Source organism: Tropicimonas sp. IMCC34011 (genome assembly GCF_003390865.1).
GTDB lineage: Bacteria > Pseudomonadota > Alphaproteobacteria > Rhodobacterales > Rhodobacteraceae > Tropicimonas_B.
Genome location: NZ_QMEJ01000001.1, coordinates 525,971 through 549,307, shown reverse-complemented (window position 1 = coordinate 549,307; position 23,337 = coordinate 525,971). Strand labels below are relative to the sequence as shown.

Sequence of the window (23,337 nt, the reverse complement as noted above, 5' to 3'; positions counted from 1 at the left end):
CCGACGTGAGGCACTCATTATCGGCGACGTTGCCGGGCCTTCGGCGCCCGGACTGCTGATGAAGCTGGTCGGCTCTTCTCCTGCGACCTTCAGCGGGTCTGGCCAGGAACTTAGCCGCGTCGCTCATCACGGTCCCGGGCGTCTTCGGCCTGCAAGGGTCCCTTAACAAGCGATGAGTACCCCGCGGTCGCTCGCCTTCCTTCCCCTCTCCATACTCGTTGCCTCACGGTGAAGCTGCCACCCAGCTGGCGGGGTCGGCACCCTGACCGCAAAAGAAAAGGCGGGCCGCAGGGCCCGCCTTCATCCGTCTCATGTCCTGTGCCGGCTCGCGGCGTCAGCTCGTCGCCTTCTGGGGCCGGGGCTGGTGCGATTGCCGGGCGCCGTCATCGTCGCCGCCGTGCGACGTCGCCGGGGCGCGGGCGCCACCGCTCTGGGTCGCCAGCGGGTCGTCCCTGCGCTGGACGGAGCCTTCGAAATGGGCACCGCTCTCTATCGCGATCGTCTTGTGGATGATGTCACCCTCGACGCGTGCGGTGGAGGTCAGGCGCACCTTGAGGCCGCGCACGCGACCGATGATGCGGCCGTTCACCACCACGTCGTCGGCGATGCACTCGCCGCGGATCGTGGCGCCTTCGCCAACGGTCAGCAGGTGCGCGCGGATGTCACCCTCGATCGTGCCCTCGACCTGCACGTCGCCGGTCGTCTTGATGTTCCCGGTGATCGTCAGATCCGAGGACAGGACCGATGCCGGCGGCTTGGCCTTGGGAGCGCTTTGCGGCGGCTTGTGGTCTGTCCCGGTCTTGCTTCCGGTCGGGACATGGGTCGTCTCGGAGCGGGAGGGGGCCTCGGTCTCGCCCGGCTTCGCGGGCTCGTTAATGCGGCTCTTAGAAAACATTCTTCCCTGCCTTGATGAATTTGATGGGGTTCACGGCGGTGCCCCCGACCCTCACTTCGTAGTGGAGATGCGTCCCGGTCGAGCGGCCGGTATTGCCCATAGCAGCAATCTTGTCACCGCGCGAGACTCTTTGCCCGACCTTTACGAAGATTTCGGAATTGTGGCCGTAGCGCGTCTCGATCCCGAATTCATGCTTGATTTTCACCAGCTTGCCGTAGCCGGAGGACCAGCCGGCGTGCGTGACGACGCCATCGGCGGTGGACAGAACGGGCGATCCGTGGGCGCCGGCGAAATCCACGCCTTCATGCATCCGGCCCCACCGTTGCCCGAAGGGAGAGGTCTGGCGGTAGGCGGTCTTCAGGGGCATGTCGAAGGGGGCCTTCTCGACCGCGATGCGGTAGAGGTTCATCCGGTCGAGCCCGCGGAGGATCGCGTTGGCGCGGTCTTCCTCCTCGGACGGCGGCGCGCCCTTGGTGGAGAAGCTGATCGGAGTGAGCGGGCCACCCTGGCCGGAATAGCCGGACTTCACGGAGTTGATCAGGCTGTCGGGCGGCAGGCCAGCGGCCGAGAACATCTTCTCGAGCGGTTCGACGGAGACGGTCAGCGCTTCTTCTAGCTGCGTGAAGATCTTGTCGTTGCGGTCGAGGATCAGGTCACGCTGGAAGGCCATCTCGCGGGCCTCTTCCTGAGCGAGGGACGCAAGATCGGACATCTCGTCCCGCTCGGAGGCGGCGGCCTGCAGGGCGTCGTTGAGGAATTCGACCGTGCGGTCGGGGTCGGCGATGTTGGCGGTCTTGCCCTCAACGGCGACTTCGCCGGCTAGCGTGGCCGCCAGACGCTGGGATTCTTCGGATGCCTCATCCCGCTCGGTCATTGTCCGGCGGAGCGTGGCCTGGATCACGCCGATCCCGGTCTCGAGCTCCTTGCGGCGATCTTCCGAGGCGAGCAGCTGCGACTGCATCTTGGAGATCTGATCGAGGGCGGCGTTGAAGCGCTCCTGCGCGGCGACGGCTTCCTCGGCGCGGGCGTCCCGCTCGCCGGAGAGTTCGTTCAGCCGGGCCTCGTAGGTGATCTGCTCACGCTCGGCCTGCTCGCGGACGGATCCGGCGCCGATGCTGTCCATCATCAGGATGGCGGTGGCGATGATCGTCCAGCCGACGAGGGCGGAGCAGCCAAAGAGGGCGACGGTCTGCGTGCCGGGCCGGAGGCGGATGAATCGGGTTTCGGTATCGGAGCGGAGGAAAAGTCTCTGCTCCGGCAGGTAGCGTTCCAGAATTGCGTTCAAGCGGTTCATGATACGCGTGTGCAAATGTCCAACCCCACCTTGCCCCTGTCATTTTCAGGCTGACCTGTTCCTCGCAAGCAACGGTCGCCTTGGGGTCAGGTCTTTGCAAAGCGGCGGACATTTCGCAAGTTCGCCGGCCCCGTGGGGTCCGAATGGCGCCCAAAGTCGCTCGAAAGCGGCGAAAGTCCGCCGATTGCGGCAGGGATTATGGAACCCGGTCGCGGGCCGCCGGCCGATCAGAGATCGCGCGCGGCCTTCAGCACGGCCTCGACATGTCCGGGAACCTTGACCTTGCGCCAGACCTCCGCGATTCCCCCGTCCGCATCGATCAGGAAGGTGGCACGGTCGACGCCCATATACGTCTTTCCGTACATGCTCTTCTCGACCCAGGTGCCGTATTCCTCGCAGACAGTTCCGTCCTCATCGGCGAGGAGAGTGACGCCAAGCTCATGTTTTGCCTTGAACTTGTCATGCTTGGCGACGCTGTCCCGGCTGATGCCGAGCACGGTGGTTCCGGCCTCGGCGAAGGCGTCCGCGTCTTCGGTGAAGGCGATCGCCTCCTTGGTGCAGCCGGGGGTGTCGTCCTTGGGATAGAAGTAGAGCACGACCTTGCCGCCCTTCAGATCCGACAGGGTGATCTCGCCCCCGCCATCGCGGGGCAGGGTGAAGTCGGGCGCGGGCTGGCCGGTCTCGATCATGTGTTTGTCATCCTCGGTGCATGAACGCGGCTTCAATTCCAGCCGCAGCGCGGCGAGTATAAACGCCGAATGAAACGAGCAGGCAACAGCAGGGCCGCCCTGTCCGGGCAGGGGGCGGCAGAATCGGGACAGAAGGCAACGCCGCGCATGCGGCGCGGCCTGACGTGGTTCGGGATCTTGCTGGCTCCCGTCACGGGGCGACGCAATCCGCTCGTCCGGGTGGCGATCCTGCTCTTCGACGGCGTGGTTCTGGTGGCCTTGGCGCTGTTTCTCGCGGTGCTTCTGGCGCCGGGGCGCGAGCTCCCGGCTCCGGATTGGCTGGCGGACAGGATCGAGGCGCGGGTGGAGGGCGGCCTTGGCGGTGGCAGTCTGACGATCGGCGGCGTTGCCCTCTCCCTCGCCGATCCGGGGCTGCCCCGCGCGGTCCTGAGGGATGTCTCCGTGGTGGACGAGGCCGGGCGGACCATCGCAGACGTGCCGCGGATCTCGGTGTCCATCGCCAAGGGGCGACTCCTCCGCGGCCGGCTGGAGCCGCGTGACCTCGGCGTGAGCGGCCCCTCCCTCGTGATCCGGAGGGACAGGGACGGCCGCTTCGATTTCGGCTTCGGTGCGCTCGGAACCGGTGAGGCGCGATTCGGCTCCATCGCCGAGGCCATGAGCGCCGTTGACGATTTTCTGGAGCTTCCGAGCCTCGCCGGTATCGAGACCGTGTCCATCGACAACGTGACGGCGCGACTCGAGGATGCTCGGGCGGGACGGATCTGGGAGGGGCGCGGCGGCACCGTGACCGTGACGCAGGGCGAGCAGGACCTCACGATCGATGCCGCCCTTCGCATCGCCGAGGCCCGTGGCGGCAAGGACGCGCCCGGCGGGGACGGCATCTGGCCCGAGCCCAGCCGTGTCGCGGTCAACATCACGAAGCGCAAGGGAGAGCCTGCGGCCAGCATCTCCGCCACGGTGGACGACCTGCCGGCGCAGGGGCTGGCCGCGCAATCGCCGGCGCTGGCCTTTCTTGCGCCGCTCTCCGCGCCGGTCTCGGGATCGCTGCTCGCCAATATCGGCGGCGACGGGCTCGGTGCGCTCTATACCACGCTCGAGCTCGGAGCCGGCTCGCTGGTGCCGGGCTCCGGCGCCGATCCGGTGGCGTTCGACGGGGCCCGCGCCTACCTGCGCTACGAGCCGACCGAGCAGAAGCTGATCTTCGACGAGCTGTCCGTCACCGCCCCTGCGCTCGATATCGCGGCCTCCGGGCACGCCTATATGTCGAGCGCGCGGGACGATGGCGATGCCTGGCCGGACACCCTCGTCGCCCAGCTGGCCTTCTCCGATCTGAGGCTCGATCCCGAGGGACTGATGGCGCAGCCTGCGCTCTTCGACGAGGGCGCGCTCGACGTGAAGGTCAGCCTCGATCCCCTGCGCGTCGAGGTGGGGCAGGCGGTCCTTTCCCGCGAGGGCGCGCTCACCCGGCTCGTCGCCACCGGTCGCGCGGAGGCGGGGCCGGACGGCTGGGATGCGGCCGTGGACCTCTCGGTCGACGAGATCGGGGCAGACGATCTGCTTGCCCTATGGCCGCTCGATGCGGTCGCGCGGACGCGATCCTGGGTCGATGAACGCGTGCGCTCCGGCACGTTGTCGAACGCCAGGGCCGCGATCCGCATCGCGCCGGAGGAACGCCCGGTCATCTCGCTCGGCTGGGAATTCCGCGATGCAGTGGTCCAGCCGCTCGACACGCTGCCCCCGATCACGGGCGCCGAGGGCTACGCCACGATGACGGGGGATACCTACTCGATGTCCCTCGATGCGGGGGAGGTCGTCGCACCCGAGGGCGGGAGCATCGACGTCGCCGGCTCCGTCTTCCGCATCCCCGACATCCGCCAGCGCCCCGCAACGGGCGAGATACTCTGGCGCTCGACCTCGCCCCTTACTGCGACGCTGTCGCTCCTCGATCAGAAGCCGTTCGAGGTGATGACCAAGGCGAACCGGCCGGTGGACATCGCAACAGGCACGGCGATCCTGGAAGGAACGATCCGGACGCCGCTGCGCAAGGGGGTGCAACCGGACGAGGTCGAGTGGCGGATGGAGGGACGTCTCAGCGGCCTGTCCTCCGGCAAGATCGTCGAGGGCAAGACCCTGACCGCCGAGACCCTGACGCTCGACGCCTCGAACGACGCCATCGTCATCGGCGGGCCCGGCACGTTGGACGGCGTGCCGCTGACCGCACGCTGGCGCCAGCCCCTTGGCCCTCCTGAGACGCGCGGGCCGGGTACGGTCACCGGCAGCGTCGAGATTTCGCCCCGTACCATCGAGACGTTCAACATCGGTCTGCCGCCCGGCACGGTGACGGGGTCCGGAACAGGGGAGCTGACGCTGACGCTCGGCAAGGGCACGCCGCCCGAGTTCCGCCTGACATCGCAGCTTCGGGGCGTTGGCCTGTCGGTGCCGCAGATCGGCTGGTCCAAGGCGCCGGCGACGGCGGCGGACCTGGCGGTGACGGGTTCGCTCGGCAAACCACCGCGGGTGGACCGTCTCGTCCTGGACGCGCCGGGGCTCGAGGCGACAGGCGCGGTCACGCTCAAGGCCGGCGGCGGTGGGCTCGACCGGGCCGTCTTCTCCCGCATCGCGACGGGCGGGTGGCTCGATGCCGCCGTCACCTTGCGCGGACGGGGCAGGGGCGTGCCGCCGTCCCTCGTGCTCACGGGGGGCACGGTAGACCTGCGCGAGCTGCCGGACGGACTTGGCGGGGAGGGTGGCGGCAGTGGCGGACCCGGCGTTCCGCTCTCGGTCTCCCTCGACCGGCTCGTCGTGTCGGGCGGTATTTCCCTGACCGGTGTGAACGGGGATCTCCTCCTCGGAGACGGTGTCAACGGCCGCATCACCGGCTCCGTCAACGGCGCGGCGCCGGTGGCGGGACTCATCGGCAAGACCGCGTCGGGCCAGCAGGCCGTTCGCGTCACCTCCGGCGATGCGGGCGCGGTCCTGCGCGCCGCGGGTCTCTTTCGCCGGGCGCTCGGCGGGGATCTGTCGCTGACGCTCGTCTCCGCCGGCGGACCGGGTCGATTCGATGGCACCGCCATCGTGCAGGGAACGCGGGTTCAGGGCGCGCCGGGGCTCGTCGCGCTCCTCAACACCATCTCCGTCGTCGGTCTGATCGAGCAGGTGAACGGCCCGGGCCTTCTGATGGACGACGTACGCGCCGAGTTCCGGCTCGTGCCGGGGGCGGTGGAAATCGAACGGATGAGCGGCACCGGTCCCTCCATCGGCATCTCCGCCGCCGGCGTCTACGACATCTCCCGCGACCGGCTCGCGATACAGGGTGTCTTCTCGCCGATCTACGCCGTGAACGGGATCGGTCAGATCATCAGCCGACCGGGCGAAGGGCTCATCGGGGTGAACTACTCGCTGCGCGGGCCGTCCTCCGCCCCCGAGATTTCGGTGAACCCGCTCTCCGTCCTAACCCCCGGCATCTTCCGCGAGATCTTCCGCGCCGATCCTCCGCGACTGGCGCGCCCCGGAGAGACGCAGTAGGGCGCGCGCGCCCCGAATGGATGGCACGATCTGAAGGGCGGAGGCGGGGGTCAGCCCATCGCCATGGTCCTCTCTGGCCCGTCCGGGCGAGACGCAGTATGCGGCGCTCCATGAAACTCAGCGATTTTGACTTCGAGCTCCCCGAGGACCTCATTGCCACGCGGCCCGCCCGGCCGCGCACCTCGGCGCGCCTGCTGGTGGCGTCTCCGGAAAGGATCGAGGATGCGCGGGTGAGCGAGATCGGCCGCTGGCTCAGGCCGGGTGACCGTCTCGTTCTGAACGACACCCGCGTCATTCCCGCACGGCTCTCGGGCACAAGGCGGCGGGCGATGCCGGATGGCGGCGTGGCGGAAGCACGGATCGAGGTCACGCTGCTGGAGCCCGGCACTGATGGTCTCTGGCACGCGCTGATCCGGCCGGCCCGCAAGCTGAAGGAAGGCGAGCGGATCGATTTCGCAGGCGGCCTTCATGCGGAGCTTCAGGAGAGTTTCGGAGAAGGGCAGGCAGCGCTTCGCTTCTCCGCAGAGGGGGAGGCGTTCGACCGGGCGCTCGAGGAGGCCGGGCAGATGCCCCTTCCGCCCTACATCGCCGCGAGGCGCAAGGCCGACGAGGCGGATCGCGAGGATTACCAGACCGTCTTCGCCCGCGCCTCCGGCGCCGTCGCCGCGCCCACCGCGAGCCTGCATTTCGACGACGCACTTCTCGCCGAGCTCGGCGGCGCCGGCATTGCGATGACCCACGTGACGCTCCATGTCGGCGCGGGCACGTTCCTGCCGGTGAAGGTCGACGACATCTCGGAGCACCGGATGCATTCGGAGCGAGGCGAGGTGACGGACAGGGCCGCGGCGGAGATCGCGGAGACCCGTGCGGCAGGAGGGCGCATCATTCCGGTCGGCACCACCGCGCTTCGCCTGATCGAGACGGCAGCGGTGGGCGGCGAAATCCGGCCCTGGCAGGGCGCGACGGACATCTTCATCACGCCCGGCTTCCGGTTTCGTGCCGCCGACGCGCTGATGACCAACTTCCACCTGCCCAAATCGACGCTGATGATGCTCGTCTCTGCGCTCATGGGAATGGACCGCGTTCGCGCGATCTACGACCACGCCATTCACGAACGGTACAGGTTCTTCTCGTACGGGGACAGCTCGCTCCTCTTCCCTCGCGGAATGGGCTGAACACGACATCAAGGCGTCGCGATAGGCATATAATGGCGATGCGGGTTCGCGGTATCGGGCGGACCTTGCTAGGAGACGGACATGTTTAAGGTTCTTGGCGCCACATGGGCGCTGATGCTCGGGATGCTGCTGCTGATGGTCGGCAACGGCATACAGGGCACGCTGCTGGGGATCCGCGGCGAGATCGAGGGGTTCAGCACCTTCGAGATCTCCGTGGTCATGTCGGCCTACTTCGTGGGCTTTCTCGGCGGCTCCCAACTCGCGCCGGAACTGATCCGTCGGGTGGGGCATGTCCGCGTCTTCGCGGCGCTCGGCTCCCTCGTTTCGGCGATCCTGATCCTGTATCCCGCCATGACGCATCCGCTTGCATGGACCGTGGGCCGGGTGGTGATCGGGTTCTGCTTCTCCGGCGTTTACGTGACCGCCGAAAGCTGGCTGAACAACTCGGTCGACAACGCGAACCGTGGCAAGGCGCTCTCGCTCTACATGATCGTCCAGATGTCCGGTATCGTCGCTGCGCAGGGCCTCCTGACGCTGGGCGATCCGTCCGGCTTCATCATGTTCATCGTGCCGTCCGTCCTCGTGTCCGTCTCCTTCGCGCCCATCCTGCTGTCCGTCTCTCCCGCGCCGGCCTTCGGCACGGTGAAGCGGATGAAGCTGCGACGGCTCTACGAGGTCTCTCCGCTCGGCTGCATCGGGATCATGATCACCGGCGGGGTCTATTCTGCGCTCTTCGGCATGGCGGCCGTCTATGGTGCCGCGGTCGGATTGACGGTGCCGGAGATCTCCGCGTTCATCGCGGTGATCTATGTGGGCGGGCTGGTCTGCCAGTTCCCCATCGGATGGGCCTCCGACCGTGTGGACCGGCGCGTGCTGATCCTCGCCCTCGGAATTTCCGGCGCGGTCGCCTCGCTCGGGGCGTTCTTCTTCGGAGACATCTTCACCCTGCTGCTTGTCGCCGCCTTCATCATCGGCGGGACGTCCAACCCGCTTTATGCGCTGCTGCTGGCCTACACGAACGACTACGTCGAGTTCGACGAGATGGCCGCGACCTCTGGCGGACTGATGTTTCTGAACGGAATCGGGGCGATCATCGGCCCGCTGGCGACAGGCTGGATCATGGGAACGCTCGGCGCCCCGGCGTACTTCCTGTTCCTCGTGACCCTGATGGCCGGCCTCTCGGTCTACGCCGCGTGGCGGATGACGCAGCGCGCGACGCCCGAGACCCTGGACAACACGAGTTACGCACCGATCCTTCCCTCCGCGACGGCGGTGGCTCTGGAGGAATGGGTCGAAGACTGGCAGGATCAGGAACGCGAAGACGACGCTGCCGACGCTGCGAAGGCGCTGGCCGAAGATTCCCATCGAGAGGTCGAAGCATGACATCAGCCGCGGTAGCCACGCCGGAGGAGGTCCGTACCTTCTGGGTAGACGAGGTCGGGCCCGAGGGCTGGTACACCAAGAGCGACGCTCTCGACAGGACGATCCGGGAGCGCTTCATGGCCACCTGGGAAGCTGCGCGGGACGGGCGTCTCTTTCGATGGAACGGGACCACGCCGGGGAGCCTCGCGCTCCTGATCGTGCTCGACCAGTTCCCCCGCAACATGTTCCGCGACGACGGGAGGGCCTATTCCACCGATGGCGCCGCGCGCGCCGTCTCCCGCTGTGCGCTGTCGCGGGGGCGGGACATGGAGGTGGACGTGCCGGCCCGGCAGTTCTTCTACATGCCGTGGATGCATGCCGAGAGCCTCGAGAATCAGGCCCGGTCCGTGCGGATGTTCCTGATGCACATGCCTGGGTCGGACAACGTCCTGCATGCCCGGGCCCACCGCGACATCATCCGCGCCTTCGGCCGTTTCCCGCATCGCAACGACGAGCTCGGCCGCCAGTCCACGCCGGCGGAGCGTGCCTACATGGACGAGGGCGGCTACGGCGCGGTCCTTCGTCGGCTCAAGGACGGGGCTGCTTCGGCCGCATGACCGGGATGCCCGATCAGGGGGGTGTCATCTTGCGCCCGCTGGAATAGTTTAACGCTTAACTATTCGTCAGAATCGGGAGGCCCCCTCATGGCCGACACCTACGACATGATCGTCATCGGCGCCGGACCGGGCGGCTACGTCGCCGCGATCCGGGGCGCGCAACTCGGCCTGAAGGTCGCCATCGTGGAGCGCGAGCACATGGGCGGGATCTGCCTCAACTGGGGCTGCATTCCGACCAAGGCGATGCTGCGCTCGTCGGAGGTGTTCCACCTGATGGAGCGTGCCAAGGACTTCGGCCTGAGCGCCGAGGGGATCGGCTACGACCTCGATGCGGTCGTCAAGCGCTCCCGCGGCGTGGCCAAGCAGCTGGCCTCCGGCGTCGGCCATCTGATGAAGAAGAACAAGATCACGACGGTGATGGGCGAGGCCAAGCTCACCGGCGAGGGCAAGGTGTCCGTCAAGACAGACAAGGGCACCGAGGAACTCTCCGCCAAGAACATCGTGCTCGCGACCGGTGCGCGCGCGCGGAACCTGCCCGGCCTCGAGGCGGACGGCGAGCGCGTCTGGTCCTACAAGCACGCCCTTCAGCCGCCGCACATGCCGAAGAAGCTCCTGGTCATCGGGTCCGGGGCCATCGGAATTGAGTTTGCCAGCTTCTACAACACCTTGGGCGCCGAAACGACGGTGGTCGAAGTGATGGACAGGATCCTGCCCGTCGAGGATCCCGAGATCAGCGCCTTCGCGAAGAAGGCGTTCCAGAAGCAGAAGATGACCATCATGGAGAAGGCCATCGTCAAGCAGCTGGACCGCGAGAAGGGCAAGGTCACCGCTCATATCGAGGTGAAGGGCAAGGTCGAGACGCATGAGTTCGACACCGTGATCTCCGCGGTCGGCATCGTCGGCAATGTCGAGAATCTCGGCCTCGAGGAGATGGGCGTGAAGGTCGACCGGACGCACGTTGTGGTGGACGAGTACTGCCGCACCGGTGTCGAGGGCCTCTACGCGATCGGGGACATCGCAGGCGCGCCCTGGCTCGCGCACAAGGCCTCCCACGAGGGGACCATGGTGGCCGAGCTGATCGCCGGAAAGAACGACGTCCACCCCGTCCGCCCCGAGAGCATCGCCGGCTGCACCTACTGTCAGCCGCAGGTCGCCTCCGTCGGCTACTCGGAGGAGAAGGCCAAGGAGATGGGCTACGAGGTCAAGGTTGGGCGGTTCCCGTTCATCGGCAACGGCAAGGCGATCGCCCTCGGCGAGGCGGAGGGGATGGTGAAGACCGTCTTCGACGCCAAGACCGGCGAGCTGCTCGGCGCGCACATGATCGGCGCCGAGGTCACCGAACTGATCCAGGGCTACGTCGTCGGTCGCCAGCTCGAGACGACCGAGGAGGACCTGATGTCGGCGGTCTTCCCGCACCCGACCCTGTCCGAAATGATGCACGAGAGCGTTCTCGATGCCTATGACCGCGTGATCCACATCTAGCACGCGGCGGTTTTCCGATCCGTGAAGGCGCGTCCTCCGGGGCGCGCCTTTTTCATGCGCAGTCCGAGGAACATCCGCGGTTTTGCCTCAATCCGTTAAGCAATCCTTCACGCTTCGTGCGCAATGAGGGGGACAGATTGGGCAAGCCACAGGACAGTTTCGATGGAAACCGGACGACAGGATACTGGCCTCACACCGGACGCATTCTTCGCCGATATCGTCGGCGGTCTTGCCGGCGAGCTGGAGGAGAACATCGGTCTCAAGGGCTCTGCCGCATTCATCGGCGAGGTGGGAACCGAGATTGGGGACGACCTTTTCGACAGGTTCGACGCTGCGCGGGAGGACGGCGCCTGGACGCCGCAGGAAATCGGGAAGGTCCTGTGCGATCTCAAGGAGCGGATCGGCGGGCATTTCGAGGTGGAGCACGCCTCAGACGGTGAAATCGTCCTGACGGCGACGCGCTGCCCCTTCGCCCATCGCGTTCGGGGCCGGCCCTCCTTGTGCATGATGACGACGACCGTCTTCGGAACGATTGTGTCCCGTGCTTCGGGCTATGCGGACGTCGTGATCGACGAGGCACTCGCGCGCGGTGACGCGGGCTGCCGGGTAACGGTAAAACTACGCCGTGAGGGTACGCCCAATGGTTTCGAGTTCTTTCGATAAGGAGTTTCCGCTCGTCATCGAACTGATCGCGGCCATGCCGGTGACGACCTTTCTCATCGATGACGAGACGGTCGTTCTCGCCTGCAGCGACGAATTGGATGTGCCAGGGCGGGCTGTGGAGCCGGGGTGTCAGTTGACGGACCATGTCGGGCGGACGGCAGGTCGCCTGCTGAAGGCGATCCGACGTGCACGCCGCAGCACCTTTCCGATCCACGTCATGCTGGACTGGGCGGGGGAGAACGCTCCGTTCACGTTGCGCCGCATCCGGGATGACGGCACGGGCCGGCCGCTCAACGTTCTGCAGTCGGATCGCTCCCGCATCTCGCTGGGCAAGCTGACGAAGGACGCTGTGGAGACGCGACGCCTGGCGAGGTCCCTCGATCGGGCCCGGTTCCAGAATGACCGTCTGCGCGACGAGGCGGAGCGTCTGGAACAGAAAACGCTGACTGATGCCAAGACGGGATTGCGCAACGAGGTCGGGTTCGAGCGCGTCCTGCGCGGAGATCTCAAGTCCGAACGGATCGGAACGCTGGCCTATATCGACCTGGACGGGTTCAAGGCAGTGAACGACACGATGGGCCACGAGGCGGGGGACCACGTGCTCCGCATCGTCGCAGAGCGCCTGTCGGCTGCGATCCGTGAGCGCGATACGGCGGCGCGCCTCGGCGGTGACGAGTTCGCCGTCTGGTTTCCGGACTCCCGGGAGGACGACGAGGCGGCGCTGAGGGCGCGCCTCCTAGAGTCTTTCTCGGCACCGCTGTCGCCGTTTGACACGCCGTCCGGCGCGACCCCGATCATGATCGACGCATCGATCGGAATGGCCCATGCGCCGAGCGCCAGTGCCACCTACGAGGCGCTGCTGCGCATCGCAGATGAACGGATGTACGAGGACAAGCGCCGCCGCGCAGAGGTGCGGGCCGTACGGACGGTGCCGAAGACGGTCCTTCCGGACCTGAAGGTCGTGAGGTCCTGCTCGCGCAACTGACAAGTCCTTTCACGGGGGTGCCCGGCCCGTAATTCGCGCATTTGGAGCTTCATGGGACGCGCGCGATCCGGGAGCGTGCTGGCAGGCCCTGCAGTGAGGGGAACGCACTCCACACACCAGGTGCGATGCCCCACATCGGACATCTTCCGCGTGCTCTAGCGCATGCACGACGTGCCGGGCCCAGCTTCCTCACGCCCCGAAGCCCGTCCGCCGGCACACTCCGAACGCCCGGGTCACCTGCAGGGGTCGTGGCCCCAGTTCATCAGGCTGTAGCGCCATTTCGAAGTCTCCACGTCCTTCTTCGGGCCGCCCTGCTTGAGGTGCCGGTGCACGTAGCCCGTGACCTTCTTCATCCAGTCGTGGTCGTCCTCGGTGAGCTCGTCCACGTTCTTGCGCTTGATCTCGACAATGCGGCGCCCTGAATAATGGCCGGTGCTTTCGCCGTCGCTGTCATCCCCGACGGCCTTGCTTTCGTCGGTCTTCAGCCAGTCTTCCAGCTCCGAGGGGCTCATGTTCACCGCGTCGCGGAAGTCCTTGCGGATCTCGGTGCGGTCGTCGTCGTCGCGTTCGGCCATTGGCGTCTCCCGTAACTTGGCGCTTTTCCCAAACCCCGGTGCGCCGAGAGGTTCCCGGACCTCGGTCGCAAGATCCCTAGCGCGCCGAGCGACAGACGCCGCCTTCGGACGCATGGCGGCAGACCCAGAGGCACGCGGGCGTCCAGGAAACTTGCGGCTGATCACAAGAACTTGGCTGACGCGATTGTGGTCCAGCAGGTGCTGACCTAAAGTGCGAGTGCCCAAGCCCGGGCATATTGGACAATTCCACATCGAGGGAGGACGGCAAGAATGCTGATCGGAACGCCCGTCGAGACGTTCGAGGGCGAGAAGCGGGTCGCGATGACGCCGAAGAGCGTCGAGGACATCGCGAAACTCGGCCATTCCTGTCTGATCGAAGCCGGGGCCGGCGCGGCCGCGGGTTTCTCGGACGCCGATTACGAGGCCGCCGGTGCAGACGTCGTACCGGATGCCAAGGCGCTGTACGAAGAGGCGGACATCATCGCCAAGGTGCAGCCACCGAGCGATGCCGAGGTGGACATGCTTCGCTCCGGCCAGACGCTGATCTCCTTCTTCTGGCCGGTGGCCAACGAGGATCTGCTCGAGCGCGCCTCGGAGCGCGGTGCCACGATCATCGCGATGGACATGGTCCCGCGGATCTCCCGCGCCCAGAAGATGGACGCGCTGTCCTCCATGGCCAACATCGCCGGCTATCGCGCGGTGATCGAGGCGAGTGCCAATTTCGAACGGTTCTTCACCGGGCAGGTGACGGCGGCGGGCAAGGTGCCTCCGGCAAAGGTGCTCGTGGTCGGCGCCGGTGTCGCGGGTCTCGCGGCCATCGGCACGGCGACGTCTCTCGGCGCCATCGTGCGCGCCTTCGACGTGCGCCCCGAAGTGTCCGAGCAGATCGAATCGATGGGGGCCGAGTTCCTCTTCCTCGACTTCGAGGACAGCCAGGACAGCTCCGGGTCCGGCGGATACGCCGCGCCGTCCTCCCCCGAATTCCGCGAGAAGCAGCTCGAGCTGTTCCGCCAGCAGGCCCCCGATGTGGATATCGTCATCACCACGGCGCTGATACCGAACCGGGAGGCGCCCGAGCTGTGGACCGAGGACATGGTCAAGGCCATGAAGCCGGGCTCCGTGATCGTCGACCTCGCGGCGGAGAAGGGCGGCAACTGCAAGCTGACGCAGAAGGACAAGAAGATCGTGACCGACAACGGCGTCACGATCATCGGGTACACCGACTTCCCCTCGCGGATGGCGACGCAGTCCTCGACCCTCTATGCGACCAACATCCGGCACATGCTGACGGACCTGACGCCCGAGAAGGACGGCACGGTCAATCAGAACATGGAGGATGACGTGATCCGCGGGGCGACCGTTGCCCATGCCGGAGAGGTCACCTTCCCGCCGCCGCCGCCGAAGGTGAAGGCGATCGCCGCGGCACCGAAGAAGGCCGCCGCACGGGAACTGACGCCCGAGGAGAAGAAGGCGGCCGAGGCGGAGACCTTCCGCCAGCAGACCCGCTTCCAGGTCGGCCTGCTCGTCGCGGGTGGCCTCCTGATGCTCCTGATCGGGGCGTTCGCGCCGGCGAGCTTCCTGCAGCACTTCATCGTCTTCGCGCTGGCCTGCTTCGTGGGGTTCCAGGTCATCTGGAACGTGTCCCATGCCTTGCACACGCCGCTCATGGCGGTGACGAACGCGATCTCGGGCATCGTCATCTTGGGTGCGCTCCTGCAGATCGGGTCGAGTTCGTGGCTCGTCGTGATCCTCGCATTCGTCTCGGTGCTCATCGCGACGATCAACGTCGTCGGCGGCTTCCTGGTCACGCGCCGGATGCTCGCAATGTTCCAGAAATCCTGAGGGGGCGCGGGAAATGTCTATCGGTATGACCTCAGCGGCCTACGTCGCCGCCGCCATCCTCTTCATCCTCTCGCTCGGCGGTCTGTCGAACCAGGAGAGCGCCAAGCGCGCGGTCTGGTACGGGATCATCGGCATGGCCATCGCGGTGATCGCGACGGTCTTCGGGCCGGGTGTCGAGAACATCATCCTCATCCTGCTCGCGGTCGCGGCGGGCGCCTTCGCGGGGCAATACGTCGCCGCCAAGGTGCAGATGACGGAAATGCCGCAGCTCGTCGCTGCGCTTCACTCCTTCGTCGGGCTCGCGGCCGTCTTCATCGGTCTGAACGCCGATCTGGAGCTGACCGAAGTGCAGCGCACCATCGCCGGAGGGGGCTCCGTACTGGAGCTGTCCGGGTTCTCGGCGGCGCTCGCGATGAAGGATGGTGTCGAGATCGCGATAATGAAGGTCGAGGTGTTCCTCGGCATCTTCATCGGCGCGGTGACCTTCACCGGCTCCGTTGTCGCCTTCGGCAAGCTCGCGGGCCGTGTCGACGGCAAGCCGAGCAAGCTGCCGGGCGGTCACATGATCAATGCCGCGGCCCTGGCGGCCTGCGTCATCCTCGGCCTGATGTATTTCGGCGGGGCGGGTCTCTGGACCATGGTCCTCGTCGCGATCATCGCGGGCTTCATCGGCTGGCATCTCATCATGGGGATCGGCGGTGCGGACATGCCTGTCGTCGTCTCCATGCTGAACAGCTACTCGGGCTGGGCGGCCGCGGCGATCGGCTTCACGCTCGGCAATGACCTGCTCATCGTCACCGGGGCTCTCGTCGGCTCCTCGGGTGCGATCCTGTCCTACATCATGTGCAAGGCGATGAACCGGAAGTTCGTCTCCGTCATCCTCGGCGGCTTTGGCGGGACGTCCGGCCCGGCGGCCGAGATCGAAGGGGAGCAGGTCGCCATCGACGCGGACGGCGTCGCGGCGCTGCTCGACGATGCGGACAGCGTCGTGATCGTGCCGGGCTACGGTCTGGCCGTGGCGCAGGCCCAAGGGTCGGTGTCCGAACTCGTCCGCCGTCTGCGCGGTCAGGGCAAGGAGGTGCGCTTCGCGATCCACCCCGTCGCCGGCCGCCTTCCGGGGCACATGAACGTGCTCCTCGCCGAAGCGAAGGTGCCCTACGACATCGTGCTGGAGATGGACGAGATCAACGACGACTTCCCGAACACGGACGTCGCCATCGTCATCGGCTCGAATGACATCGTGAACCCCGCCGCACAGGACGATCCGAACTCCCCCATCGCGGGGATGCCGGTCCTCGAAGTGTGGAAGGCGAAGAACGTCATCGTGTCCAAGCGCGGTCAGGGCACGGGCTATTCGGGCATCGAGAACCCGCTGTTCTTCAAGGACAACACGCGGATGTTCTACGGTGACGCGAAGGACTCGCTCAACAAGCTCCTGACGAAGCTCGGCTGAGCGGACCCGTTCGGGATCAAGACTAGGGGCCGTCCCGAGGGGGCGGCCCTTTTTCGTGGCGCATGCGCGGGCAGTTCGCGTGACCGCAGGGAAGGGGCGCGTCGTCACCGCCACGTTACATCCCGTTGGCATGGAGCCCGCGAGCACCGCCATCGAGAGGCGGTGCCGATCCGGATAACCAGGGGGACACTCCGAGTGACACGCCAACTTCTATCCGCTGCGTCCGCAGCCGCGCTTTTCGCCGGCGCCGCCCATGCGCAGGGAACGGAGCAGAATTTCAACCGCATCGCGTCCTTCCCGGTCGCACTTAACGCACCCGAGGGATCCGGGGATGCGATGACATCCTCCGAGATCATCGCCGCGACCGCAGACGGGATGACCCTCGTCTACACCGACAGCCCGGCGATGACCGTGGGCTTCATCGGGATCGAGGATCCCGCCTCCCCCGAAGCGCTCGGGCGGATCGACCTCCAGGGCGAGCCGACCTCCGTCGCGGTCGTGGGGCAGACGGCCTATGTCGCGGTCAACACCTCCGAGGACTACGTGAACACGTCGGGCGAGCTCCTGACGATCGACGTCGCGACGCAGGAGATCGTCTCCCGATGCGATCTCGGCGGGCAGCCCGATTCCATCGCCGCCTCCGGGGACGGCGCCTTCCTGTCCATCGCCATCGAGAACGAGCGCGACGAGGACCTGGACGACGGCGTCCTGCCGCAGATGCCGGCGGGCTACCTCTCCATGATCGACATCGGTGAGACCGGTGCCGAGTGCGACAGCCTGACCGAGGTGGACCTGACCGGGCTTGCCGAGGTCGGCCCCTCGGATCCGGAGCCCGAATTCGTCGACATCAACGAGGACGGTGAGACGGTCGTCTCCCTTCAGGAGAACAACCACCTCGTCATCGTGAGCCGGGACGGCGAGATCGTCGCCGATTTCACCGCCGGCAGCACGGATCTCGAGGGGATCGACACCGAGGATGACGGAGCGCTGGTGTTCGACGGGGCGCAGGACGAGCGCCGCCGCGAGCCCGATACCATCGCCTGGATCGGAACGGATTACATCGCGACCGCCGATGAAGGCGACTACGAGGGTGGCTCCCGCGGCTGGACGGTCTTCAACCGCGACGGCACCGTGGCCTGGGAAGCCGGCGCAAGCTTCGAGCATGCCGCGGTGATGGTCGGTCATTATCCCGACAAGCGCTCCGACGCGAAGGGCGTCGAGCCCGAATCAGTCGAGATCGGAACGTTCGGCGATCTGCCGATGGCCTTCGTCGGCTCCGAGCGGGGCAGTGTCGTCGGCGTCTACGACATCACCGACCCCGAGGCGCCGGTCCTGCGCCAGATGCTGCCGTCGGGCATCGGGCCCGAGGGTCTGCTCGCCATTCCGTCCCGCGGCCTTCTCGTCACCGCGAACGAGGAAGACCTGATCGAGGATGGTGGAGCGCGCAGCCATGTGATGATCTACGAGCTGCAGGATGGCCCGGCGGCCTATCCGCACATCACCTCCGAGGGCATGGACGAGCTGACCGGCTGGGGCGCCCTGTCCGGCCTCGCGGCGGTGGACGACAGCACGCTCGTCGCCATCTCCGACAGCTTCTACGGTCTCGAGCCGAAGATCTTCACCATCGACGTCTCCCAGACGCCGGCTCGGATCACGGATGCGATGCTCGTCACGCGCGGCGGCGATGCAGCCCAGAAGCTCGATCTCGAGGGCATCGCGCTCGACGGTGAGGGCGGCTACTGGCTCGCCTCCGAGGGACGCACCGAGCGCGCCATTCCGCACGCGATCTACCACGTGGACGCGGGGGGCGAGATCGACCGGGAGATCGGCCTGCCCGAAGAGCTGTCCCATGTCGAGAAGCGCTTCGGCTTCGAGGGGATCACGATGCTGGACGGGCGCCTCTGGATGGCCGTGCAGCGCGAATGGGCGGACGATGCCAAGGGCGAGGTCAAGCTCGTCGCCTACGATCCCGAAAACGGCGAGTGGGGCGGCGTGCGCTATCCGCTGGAGACCCCTGAGACGGGCTGGATCGGCCTGTCCGAGATCGTCGCGGGCGGCGAGTGGGTCTACCTGATCGAGCGGGACAACCAGCTTGGGCAGAGCGCGGCGGTCAAGCAGATCACCCGCGTCGCGGCCGAGGCCTTCGAGCCTGCGCCCCTCGGAGGCGAGCTGCCGCTCGTCGAGAAGGAGGTCGTTCGGGACCTGATCCCGGATCTTCTCGCCACGAACGGCTACGTTCAGGACAAGGTCGAGGGCCTCGCCATCACCGAAGGCGGCACGATGTGGATCGTCACGGACAATGACGGCGTGGACGACAGCTCCGGCGAGACGATGCTCTGGAGCGTGCCGCGCGACTGATCGTCTGCGAGAGGGTGACGCAAGGAGCGGCGGCCCCGGGCAGGGGCCGCCGCTTGACGTTCCGGGGAGAGGGTCCCACGCTGCCGCTCCAGCAGGACGATGAGGTGGGTGAGATGGCGGATCGCGACGTGCGAGGAGGGCTCGGTCACAATGGCGGGCCGACGCTTGAGCGGGGCGCCTCCTGGCGCCGGCACTGTTGGAGCGCGGCGCGGCGGCACCTCCTGCCGACATTGCCGCTCGAGGTCATCCGCACACGGGTGGCGCGGGCGAAGGCGCTCGGCCTCGACTATCCCACTTACGCCACGATCCGCGCGACGGGCGGCGGCGACATCGTCGCGTTCCTGTTCTCGAGCAACGCCCTGCGCCTCCTGCGGGAGCGGGACGAGCTGCCCAAGATGCACACGGCGCGACTGTCCGCGATCGAACGGGCGGGGCGGATCGCACTGGCCTGTCCCCCTCTCGATGCGGCGCGGCTGGAGGAGCGGTTGAGAGAAAGCGGCGCACCTCTCGATGCGGCCCGCCCCGCGCCGGGCTTCCCGGCCGGATGGGGCCATCAGCGCAAGGCCCTGCTCGCGGCGCTGGCGCCGGAGCGCTTTTCGCCGGGACGTGTGGTCCTCGTCGGTGATACGGGCCTCGAGCGCGAATGGTGCGCGGCCGGTATGCTGGCCGGTTACGTTCCCGCAGACACCTACTTTTCCTGAGAGGAGAGTCCCCTTGGCCCCCATCCGCAACCGTATCGCCGAGCTGCAGGACGAGATCGCGGCGTGGAGACGGGATTTCCATGCGAACCCCGAGCTCCTCTTCGATGTGCACCGCACCGCCGGGATCGTGGCGGAGAAACTCAGGGAGTTCGGCTGCGACGAGGTGACGGAGGGGATCGGGCGGACCGGCGTCGTGGCCGTGATCGAGGGCAGGGGGCCGGGGCGCACCATCGGGCTCCGCGCGGACATGGACGCGCTGCCGATCACGGAAGCGACCGGCGTGCCCCATGCCTCCACCGCTCCGGGCGTGATGCATGCCTGCGGCCATGACGGGCATACCGCGATGCTCCTCGGGGCGGCGCGGTACCTTTCCGAGACGCGCAATTTCGACGGTCGCATCGTGCTGATCTTCCAGCCGGCCGAAGAAGGCGGCGGCGGCGGCCGGGAGATGTGCGAGGACGGCCTGATGTCGCGCTGGGGCATCGATGAGGTCTACGGGATGCACAACTGGCCGGGCGTCCCGCTCGGCACCTTCGCCATCAGCCCCGGCCCGTTCTTCGCCGCGACGGACCAGTTCGAGATCGAGGTGGTGGGCAAGGGTGCACATGCCGCCAAGCCGCACGAGGGGGTGGACCCGGTGGTCGCGGCGTCCCATCTCGTTCTCGCGATCCAGTCCATCGCCTCCCGCCATGCCGATCCGGTGGAGCAGGTGGTGGTCTCGGTGACGGCGATCGAGAGCTCGTCCAAGGCCTTCAACGTGATTCCGCCGCGCGTGTCCCTGCGCGGGACGGTGCGGACGATGTCGCACGAGATGCGGGCGCTGGCGCGGGAGCGGCTGGACGAGATCTGCGCCCATGTGCCGGCGGCGTTCGGGGCGCGGGCGGAGATCACCCACCTCGATGGCTACCCGGTCATGGCGAACCATCCCGGTGAAACCGCGTTCGCCGCCGAGGCCGCCACGGCGGTCTCCGGCGATTGCGCCGAGGCGCCCCTCATCATGGGGGGCGAGGATTTCGCCTACATGCTTGAGGAGCGTCCCGGCGCCTATATCCTCCTCGGCAACGGCGACACCGCGCCGGTGCATCATCCCGAATACGAGTTCGACGATGCCGCGATCCCGATGGGCGTATCCTGGTGGGTCGAAGTCGCAGAGCGCCGGCTCGGCCGGCAATGAGCGGAGCCGGTCGCGATCGCCCACGAGGAGGGCGGGTTCGCCTCAGTGCCGCGATACGCGCGGGCGGTCCCTGCCGCCGGCTTTCCTTCCGGCGCCGCCGCGGCTAAGCCCCCCGGCATGGTCACCGTCGTATGCATAAAGTGGGGGACGGCCTTCGGGCCGGCCTATGTGAACCGGCTCTATTCGGGCGTCCGGCGCAACCTGCGGGGTCCGGTGCGCTTTCTGTGCATGACGGAGCATTCGGAGGGCCTGCACCCCGATGTCGAGGTGCTGGAGCTTCCGCGGGAGCCCTTCGCGGAGGACATGCAGGCCGCGCTGGCGGTCGCGGATCGCAAGGGAGCGATGCGGAAGGTGTCGCTCTTTCGCCCTGGATTGATCGAGGGACTGGAGGGACCCGTCCTCGGGTTCGATCTCGACGTCGTCATCACTGGGCCGCTGGATGATCTCATGGATTTCGCTCCGGGAAAGGTCGCCATGCGGGCGGACTGGGTCGAGGCCCGGCGGGGGCGGCCGACGGGGCACGGCTCCGTCTTCCGCTACGATCCGGCCCTCCATCCCTGGCTCTACGAGGAGATTGCCGCCGACCCTGCGTCCCGCGTCGCCTGGGCGCGTGGTTCAGAGCAGCGATATACGTCGACGCTCGCGCAGGAGCGCGGCGCGTTCGCCTACCTGCCGGAGGATCGGGTTGTGAGCTTCAAGCACGATTGCCTGCGCTGGCCGCCGATGAGCTACATCCGCGAGCCGCATCTGCCGGCGAGCGCGTCCGTCGTGTGCTTCCACGGACGACCGAAGATGGAGGATGCCGTTGCGGGCTGGACCGGTATGGGCGGCCTGCGCCATGCGCGGCCCTGCGGTTGGCTGAAGGATCACTGGATCGACCGGACAAGGGCCGATCTCGGGGAGGGCTGGGGCTAAGCCGGTCCACTCCTGACCCGCCCGCTTCCAGCCCGGTAGAGGGGGCGGCGCCGCTCGGACGCCGCCGCCAATCTCAAAGCTGGAGGGTCTTGTCCAGGTTCTCGTCGAGCTTCTCGAGGAAGCCCATCGTGGTCAGCCAGGACTGCTCCGGGCCGACGAGGAGGGCGAGATCCTTGGTCATGTGGCCGCTCTCGACGGTATCCACGATGACCTTCTCAAGGGTCTCCGCGAAGGTCTTGAGCTGCGCGTTGCCGTCGAGCTTGGCGCGATGCTTGAGCGCGCCGGTCCAGGCGTAGATCGAGGCGATGGAATTGGTCGAGGTCTGCTTACCGGCCTGGTGCTGGCGATAGTGGCGCGTGACCGTTCCATGGGCGGCCTCGGACTCGACGATCTTGCCGTCGGGCGTCATCAGGATGGACGTCATCAGGCCAAGCGAGCCGAAGCCCTGCGCGACGGTATCGGACTGCACGTCGCCGTCGTAGTTCTTGCAGGCCCAGACATACCCGCCGGACCACTTGAGGGAGGAGGCGACCATGTCGTCGATCAGGCGGTGCTCGTACCAGATGCCGGCCTTCTTGAAATCCGCCTCGAACTCGGCCTCGAAGACCTCCTGAAACAGATCCTTGAAGCGGCCGTCATAGGCCTTGAGGATCGTGTTCTTGGTGGAGAGGTAGACCGGCCAGCCCCGCAGCAGGCCGTAATTGAAGGAGGCGCGGGCGAAGTCCCGGATCGAATCGTCGAGGTTGTACATCGCCATGGTTACGCCAGCGCCGGGCGCCTGGAAGACCTCGCGTTCGATCGTCTCGCCGTCCTCGCCGACGAACTTGAGCGTCAGCGTTCCCTTGCCGGGGAAGCGGAAATCGGTCGCCTTGTACTGGTCGCCGTAAGCGTGCCGGCCGACGACGATGGGCTGCGTCCAGCCCGGCACGAGGCGGGGCACGTTGCGGCAGATGATCGGCTCCCGGAAGATGACGCCGCCGAGGATGTTGCGGATCGTCCCGTTGGGAGAGCGCCACATCTTCTTCAGGCCGAACTCCTCCACGCGGGCCTCGTCGGGCGTGATCGTCGCGCATTTGACGCCGACGCCGACCTCCTTGATCTTCTCCGCGGCGTCCACGGTGATCTGGTCATCGGTCCGGTCGCGCTCCTCGATGCCGAGGTCGTAGTAGAGCAGGTCGATGTCGAGATACGGCAGAATGAGCTTCTGCTTGATGAAGTCCCACATGATGCGGGTCATCTCGTCGCCGTCGAGTTCGACGACGGGGCCGTCCACCTTGATCTTGCTCATCTCTGTTCCTCTGGTCCGCTTTGAAGGTCGCCCTCCCGCACGCGGGTTCGACCTAGCGCGCACCGGGGGAGAATGGAAGGCGTGCTCGGTAACGGGAAGAACGGGGGGCTAGTCCGGCTTCGGCGCCTCCGGGGCGTCCTTCAGGGCGGACAGCAGGACGCCGCGCGCCCGCCGCTCGGCGAGCCGGACGCGGACGGCCGTCAGGAAGGCCTCCTGCGTCGTCTGGGAGGTGTTGGCGAGGGTTCGGGACACCTCGTCGATCACGCTGTCGTCGCCGAGCCTGTCGGCGGCCTCGATGGCGTCCTTCGCGAGGCCGTCCGCGATGTCTTCGGTGATCCCCACGC

General features: G+C 67.1%; 19 protein-coding genes. 13 read left to right on the top strand and 6 right to left on the bottom strand.

What is annotated here, in order from left to right:
• Positions 1 to 334: 334 nt before the first annotated feature.
• The 3 genes from DQG15_RS02655 to bcp all read right to left on the bottom strand — a co-directional run bounded on the left by DQG15_RS02655 (position 335) and on the right by bcp (position 2,878).
• The gene (locus tag DQG15_RS02655) at positions 335 to 895 is read right to left on the bottom strand and encodes a polymer-forming cytoskeletal protein (protein ID WP_116082518.1); all 561 of its coding nucleotides are present in this window, start codon (positions 893 to 895) and stop codon (positions 335 to 337) included.
• Positions 885 to 2,204 carry a M23 family metallopeptidase gene (locus DQG15_RS02650; protein WP_232830681.1) on the bottom strand — a complete coding sequence of 440 codons (1,320 nt, stop codon included), beginning with the start codon at positions 2,202 to 2,204 and terminating at the stop codon, positions 885 to 887. The genes DQG15_RS02655 and DQG15_RS02650 overlap by 11 nt, the downstream gene beginning before the upstream one ends.
• Before the next feature lie 212 nt (positions 2,205 to 2,416).
• Positions 2,417 to 2,878, bottom strand: a complete 462-nt coding sequence (gene bcp / locus DQG15_RS02645; RefSeq protein WP_116082516.1) for a thioredoxin-dependent thiol peroxidase — start codon at positions 2,876 to 2,878, stop codon at positions 2,417 to 2,419.
• A 147-nt stretch (positions 2,879 to 3,025) separates the two neighbouring features.
• Between bcp and DQG15_RS02640 the strand changes: the two genes are divergently transcribed.
• From DQG15_RS02640 to DQG15_RS02610, 7 genes are all read left to right on the top strand, one after another.
• Positions 3,026 to 6,403 (top strand): AsmA-like C-terminal region-containing protein, encoded by a 3,378-nt coding sequence (locus tag DQG15_RS02640; RefSeq protein ID WP_116082515.1) that lies wholly within the window; start codon positions 3,026 to 3,028, stop codon positions 6,401 to 6,403.
• A gap of 110 nt (positions 6,404 to 6,513) precedes the next feature.
• A complete protein-coding gene (gene queA, locus DQG15_RS02635) occupies positions 6,514 to 7,578 on the top strand; it encodes a tRNA preQ1(34) S-adenosylmethionine ribosyltransferase-isomerase QueA (protein WP_116083691.1) in 1,065 nt (354 codons plus the stop codon).
• An 81-nt stretch (positions 7,579 to 7,659) separates the two neighbouring features.
• Positions 7,660 to 8,961: an MFS transporter gene (locus tag DQG15_RS02630; RefSeq protein WP_116082513.1), complete on the top strand. Its 1,302-nt coding sequence runs from the start codon at positions 7,660 to 7,662 to the stop codon at positions 8,959 to 8,961.
• Positions 8,958 to 9,557: a DUF924 family protein gene (locus DQG15_RS02625; RefSeq protein WP_116082512.1), complete on the top strand. Its 600-nt coding sequence runs from the start codon at positions 8,958 to 8,960 to the stop codon at positions 9,555 to 9,557. The genes DQG15_RS02630 and DQG15_RS02625 overlap by 4 nt, the downstream gene beginning before the upstream one ends.
• A gap of 87 nt (positions 9,558 to 9,644) precedes the next feature.
• The gene (lpdA, locus tag DQG15_RS02620; protein ID WP_116082510.1) at positions 9,645 to 11,039 is read left to right on the top strand and encodes a dihydrolipoyl dehydrogenase; all 1,395 of its coding nucleotides are present in this window, start codon (positions 9,645 to 9,647) and stop codon (positions 11,037 to 11,039) included.
• 162 nt (positions 11,040 to 11,201) lie between these two features.
• Entirely contained in the window at positions 11,202 to 11,702 is a 501-nt protein-coding gene (locus tag DQG15_RS02615) for a methanogen output domain 1-containing protein (protein ID WP_116082508.1), read from the top strand.
• Positions 11,680 to 12,687, top strand: coding sequence for a GGDEF domain-containing protein (locus DQG15_RS02610; protein ID WP_116082507.1), 1,008 nt, complete (start codon positions 11,680 to 11,682; stop codon positions 12,685 to 12,687). Before DQG15_RS02615 ends, DQG15_RS02610 begins: the two co-directional genes overlap by 23 nt.
• A gap of 233 nt (positions 12,688 to 12,920) precedes the next feature.
• On the opposite strand, the gene DQG15_RS02605 is transcribed toward DQG15_RS02610, so the two are convergent.
• Positions 12,921 to 13,262, bottom strand: coding sequence for a DUF3140 domain-containing protein (locus DQG15_RS02605; RefSeq protein ID WP_116082505.1), 342 nt, complete (start codon positions 13,260 to 13,262; stop codon positions 12,921 to 12,923).
• Positions 13,263 to 13,532: 270 nt separating this feature from the next.
• On the opposite strand from DQG15_RS02605, the gene DQG15_RS02600 reads away from it, so the two are divergent.
• The 6 genes from DQG15_RS02600 (at position 13,533) to DQG15_RS02575 (ending at position 21,705) form a co-directional block, all read left to right on the top strand.
• A complete protein-coding gene (locus tag DQG15_RS02600) occupies positions 13,533 to 15,104 on the top strand; it encodes a Re/Si-specific NAD(P)(+) transhydrogenase subunit alpha (RefSeq protein ID WP_116082503.1) in 1,572 nt (523 codons plus the stop codon).
• Positions 15,105 to 15,117: 13 nt separating this feature from the next.
• Complete coding sequence (locus DQG15_RS02595; RefSeq protein ID WP_116082501.1) at positions 15,118 to 16,557, top strand: NAD(P)(+) transhydrogenase (Re/Si-specific) subunit beta; 1,440 nt, start codon at positions 15,118 to 15,120, stop codon at positions 16,555 to 16,557.
• A gap of 195 nt (positions 16,558 to 16,752) precedes the next feature.
• Positions 16,753 to 18,915: an esterase-like activity of phytase family protein gene (locus DQG15_RS02590; protein ID WP_116082499.1), complete on the top strand. Its 2,163-nt coding sequence runs from the start codon at positions 16,753 to 16,755 to the stop codon at positions 18,913 to 18,915.
• Between the two features lie 53 nt (positions 18,916 to 18,968).
• Positions 18,969 to 19,616 (top strand): hypothetical protein, encoded by a 648-nt coding sequence (locus DQG15_RS02585; RefSeq protein ID WP_232830680.1) that lies wholly within the window; start codon positions 18,969 to 18,971, stop codon positions 19,614 to 19,616.
• Positions 19,617 to 19,629: 13 nt separating this feature from the next.
• Positions 19,630 to 20,790: a M20 aminoacylase family protein gene (locus DQG15_RS02580; RefSeq protein ID WP_116082497.1), complete on the top strand. Its 1,161-nt coding sequence runs from the start codon at positions 19,630 to 19,632 to the stop codon at positions 20,788 to 20,790.
• A gap of 117 nt (positions 20,791 to 20,907) precedes the next feature.
• Positions 20,908 to 21,705, top strand: coding sequence for a glycosyl transferase (locus DQG15_RS02575; protein WP_116082495.1), 798 nt, complete (start codon positions 20,908 to 20,910; stop codon positions 21,703 to 21,705).
• A 73-nt stretch (positions 21,706 to 21,778) separates the two neighbouring features.
• Here the strand turns inward: DQG15_RS02575 and DQG15_RS02570 are convergent, their stop codons facing one another.
• Complete coding sequence (locus tag DQG15_RS02570) at positions 21,779 to 22,993, bottom strand: NADP-dependent isocitrate dehydrogenase (RefSeq protein WP_116082494.1); 1,215 nt, start codon at positions 22,991 to 22,993, stop codon at positions 21,779 to 21,781.
• A 108-nt stretch (positions 22,994 to 23,101) separates the two neighbouring features.
• Positions 23,102 to 23,335 (bottom strand): hypothetical protein, encoded by a 234-nt coding sequence (locus tag DQG15_RS02565; RefSeq protein WP_116082492.1) that lies wholly within the window; start codon positions 23,333 to 23,335, stop codon positions 23,102 to 23,104.
• Between the last annotated feature and the right edge of the window lie 2 nt (positions 23,336 to 23,337).

Coding starts and splice junctions, on each gene's coding strand:
- DQG15_RS02655 (WP_116082518.1), bottom strand. CDS start 895: ATGTTTTCTAAGAGCCGCATTAACGAGCCCGCGAAGCCGGGCGAGACC.
- bcp (WP_116082516.1), bottom strand. CDS start 2,878: ATGATCGAGACCGGCCAGCCCGCGCCCGACTTCACCCTGCCCCGCGAT.
- DQG15_RS02640 (WP_116082515.1), top strand. CDS start 3,026: ATGCGGCGCGGCCTGACGTGGTTCGGGATCTTGCTGGCTCCCGTCACG.
- queA (WP_116083691.1), top strand. CDS start 6,514: ATGAAACTCAGCGATTTTGACTTCGAGCTCCCCGAGGACCTCATTGCC.
- DQG15_RS02630 (WP_116082513.1), top strand. CDS start 7,660: ATGTTTAAGGTTCTTGGCGCCACATGGGCGCTGATGCTCGGGATGCTG.
- DQG15_RS02625 (WP_116082512.1), top strand. CDS start 8,958: ATGACATCAGCCGCGGTAGCCACGCCGGAGGAGGTCCGTACCTTCTGG.
- lpdA (WP_116082510.1), top strand. CDS start 9,645: ATGGCCGACACCTACGACATGATCGTCATCGGCGCCGGACCGGGCGGC.
- DQG15_RS02615 (WP_116082508.1), top strand. CDS start 11,202: ATGGAAACCGGACGACAGGATACTGGCCTCACACCGGACGCATTCTTC.
- DQG15_RS02610 (WP_116082507.1), top strand. CDS start 11,680: ATGGTTTCGAGTTCTTTCGATAAGGAGTTTCCGCTCGTCATCGAACTG.
- DQG15_RS02605 (WP_116082505.1), bottom strand. CDS start 13,262: ATGGCCGAACGCGACGACGACGACCGCACCGAGATCCGCAAGGACTTC.
- DQG15_RS02600 (WP_116082503.1), top strand. CDS start 13,533: ATGCTGATCGGAACGCCCGTCGAGACGTTCGAGGGCGAGAAGCGGGTC.
- DQG15_RS02595 (WP_116082501.1), top strand. CDS start 15,118: ATGTCTATCGGTATGACCTCAGCGGCCTACGTCGCCGCCGCCATCCTC.
- DQG15_RS02575 (WP_116082495.1), top strand. CDS start 20,908: ATGGTCACCGTCGTATGCATAAAGTGGGGGACGGCCTTCGGGCCGGCC.
- DQG15_RS02570 (WP_116082494.1), bottom strand. CDS start 22,993: ATGAGCAAGATCAAGGTGGACGGCCCCGTCGTCGAACTCGACGGCGAC.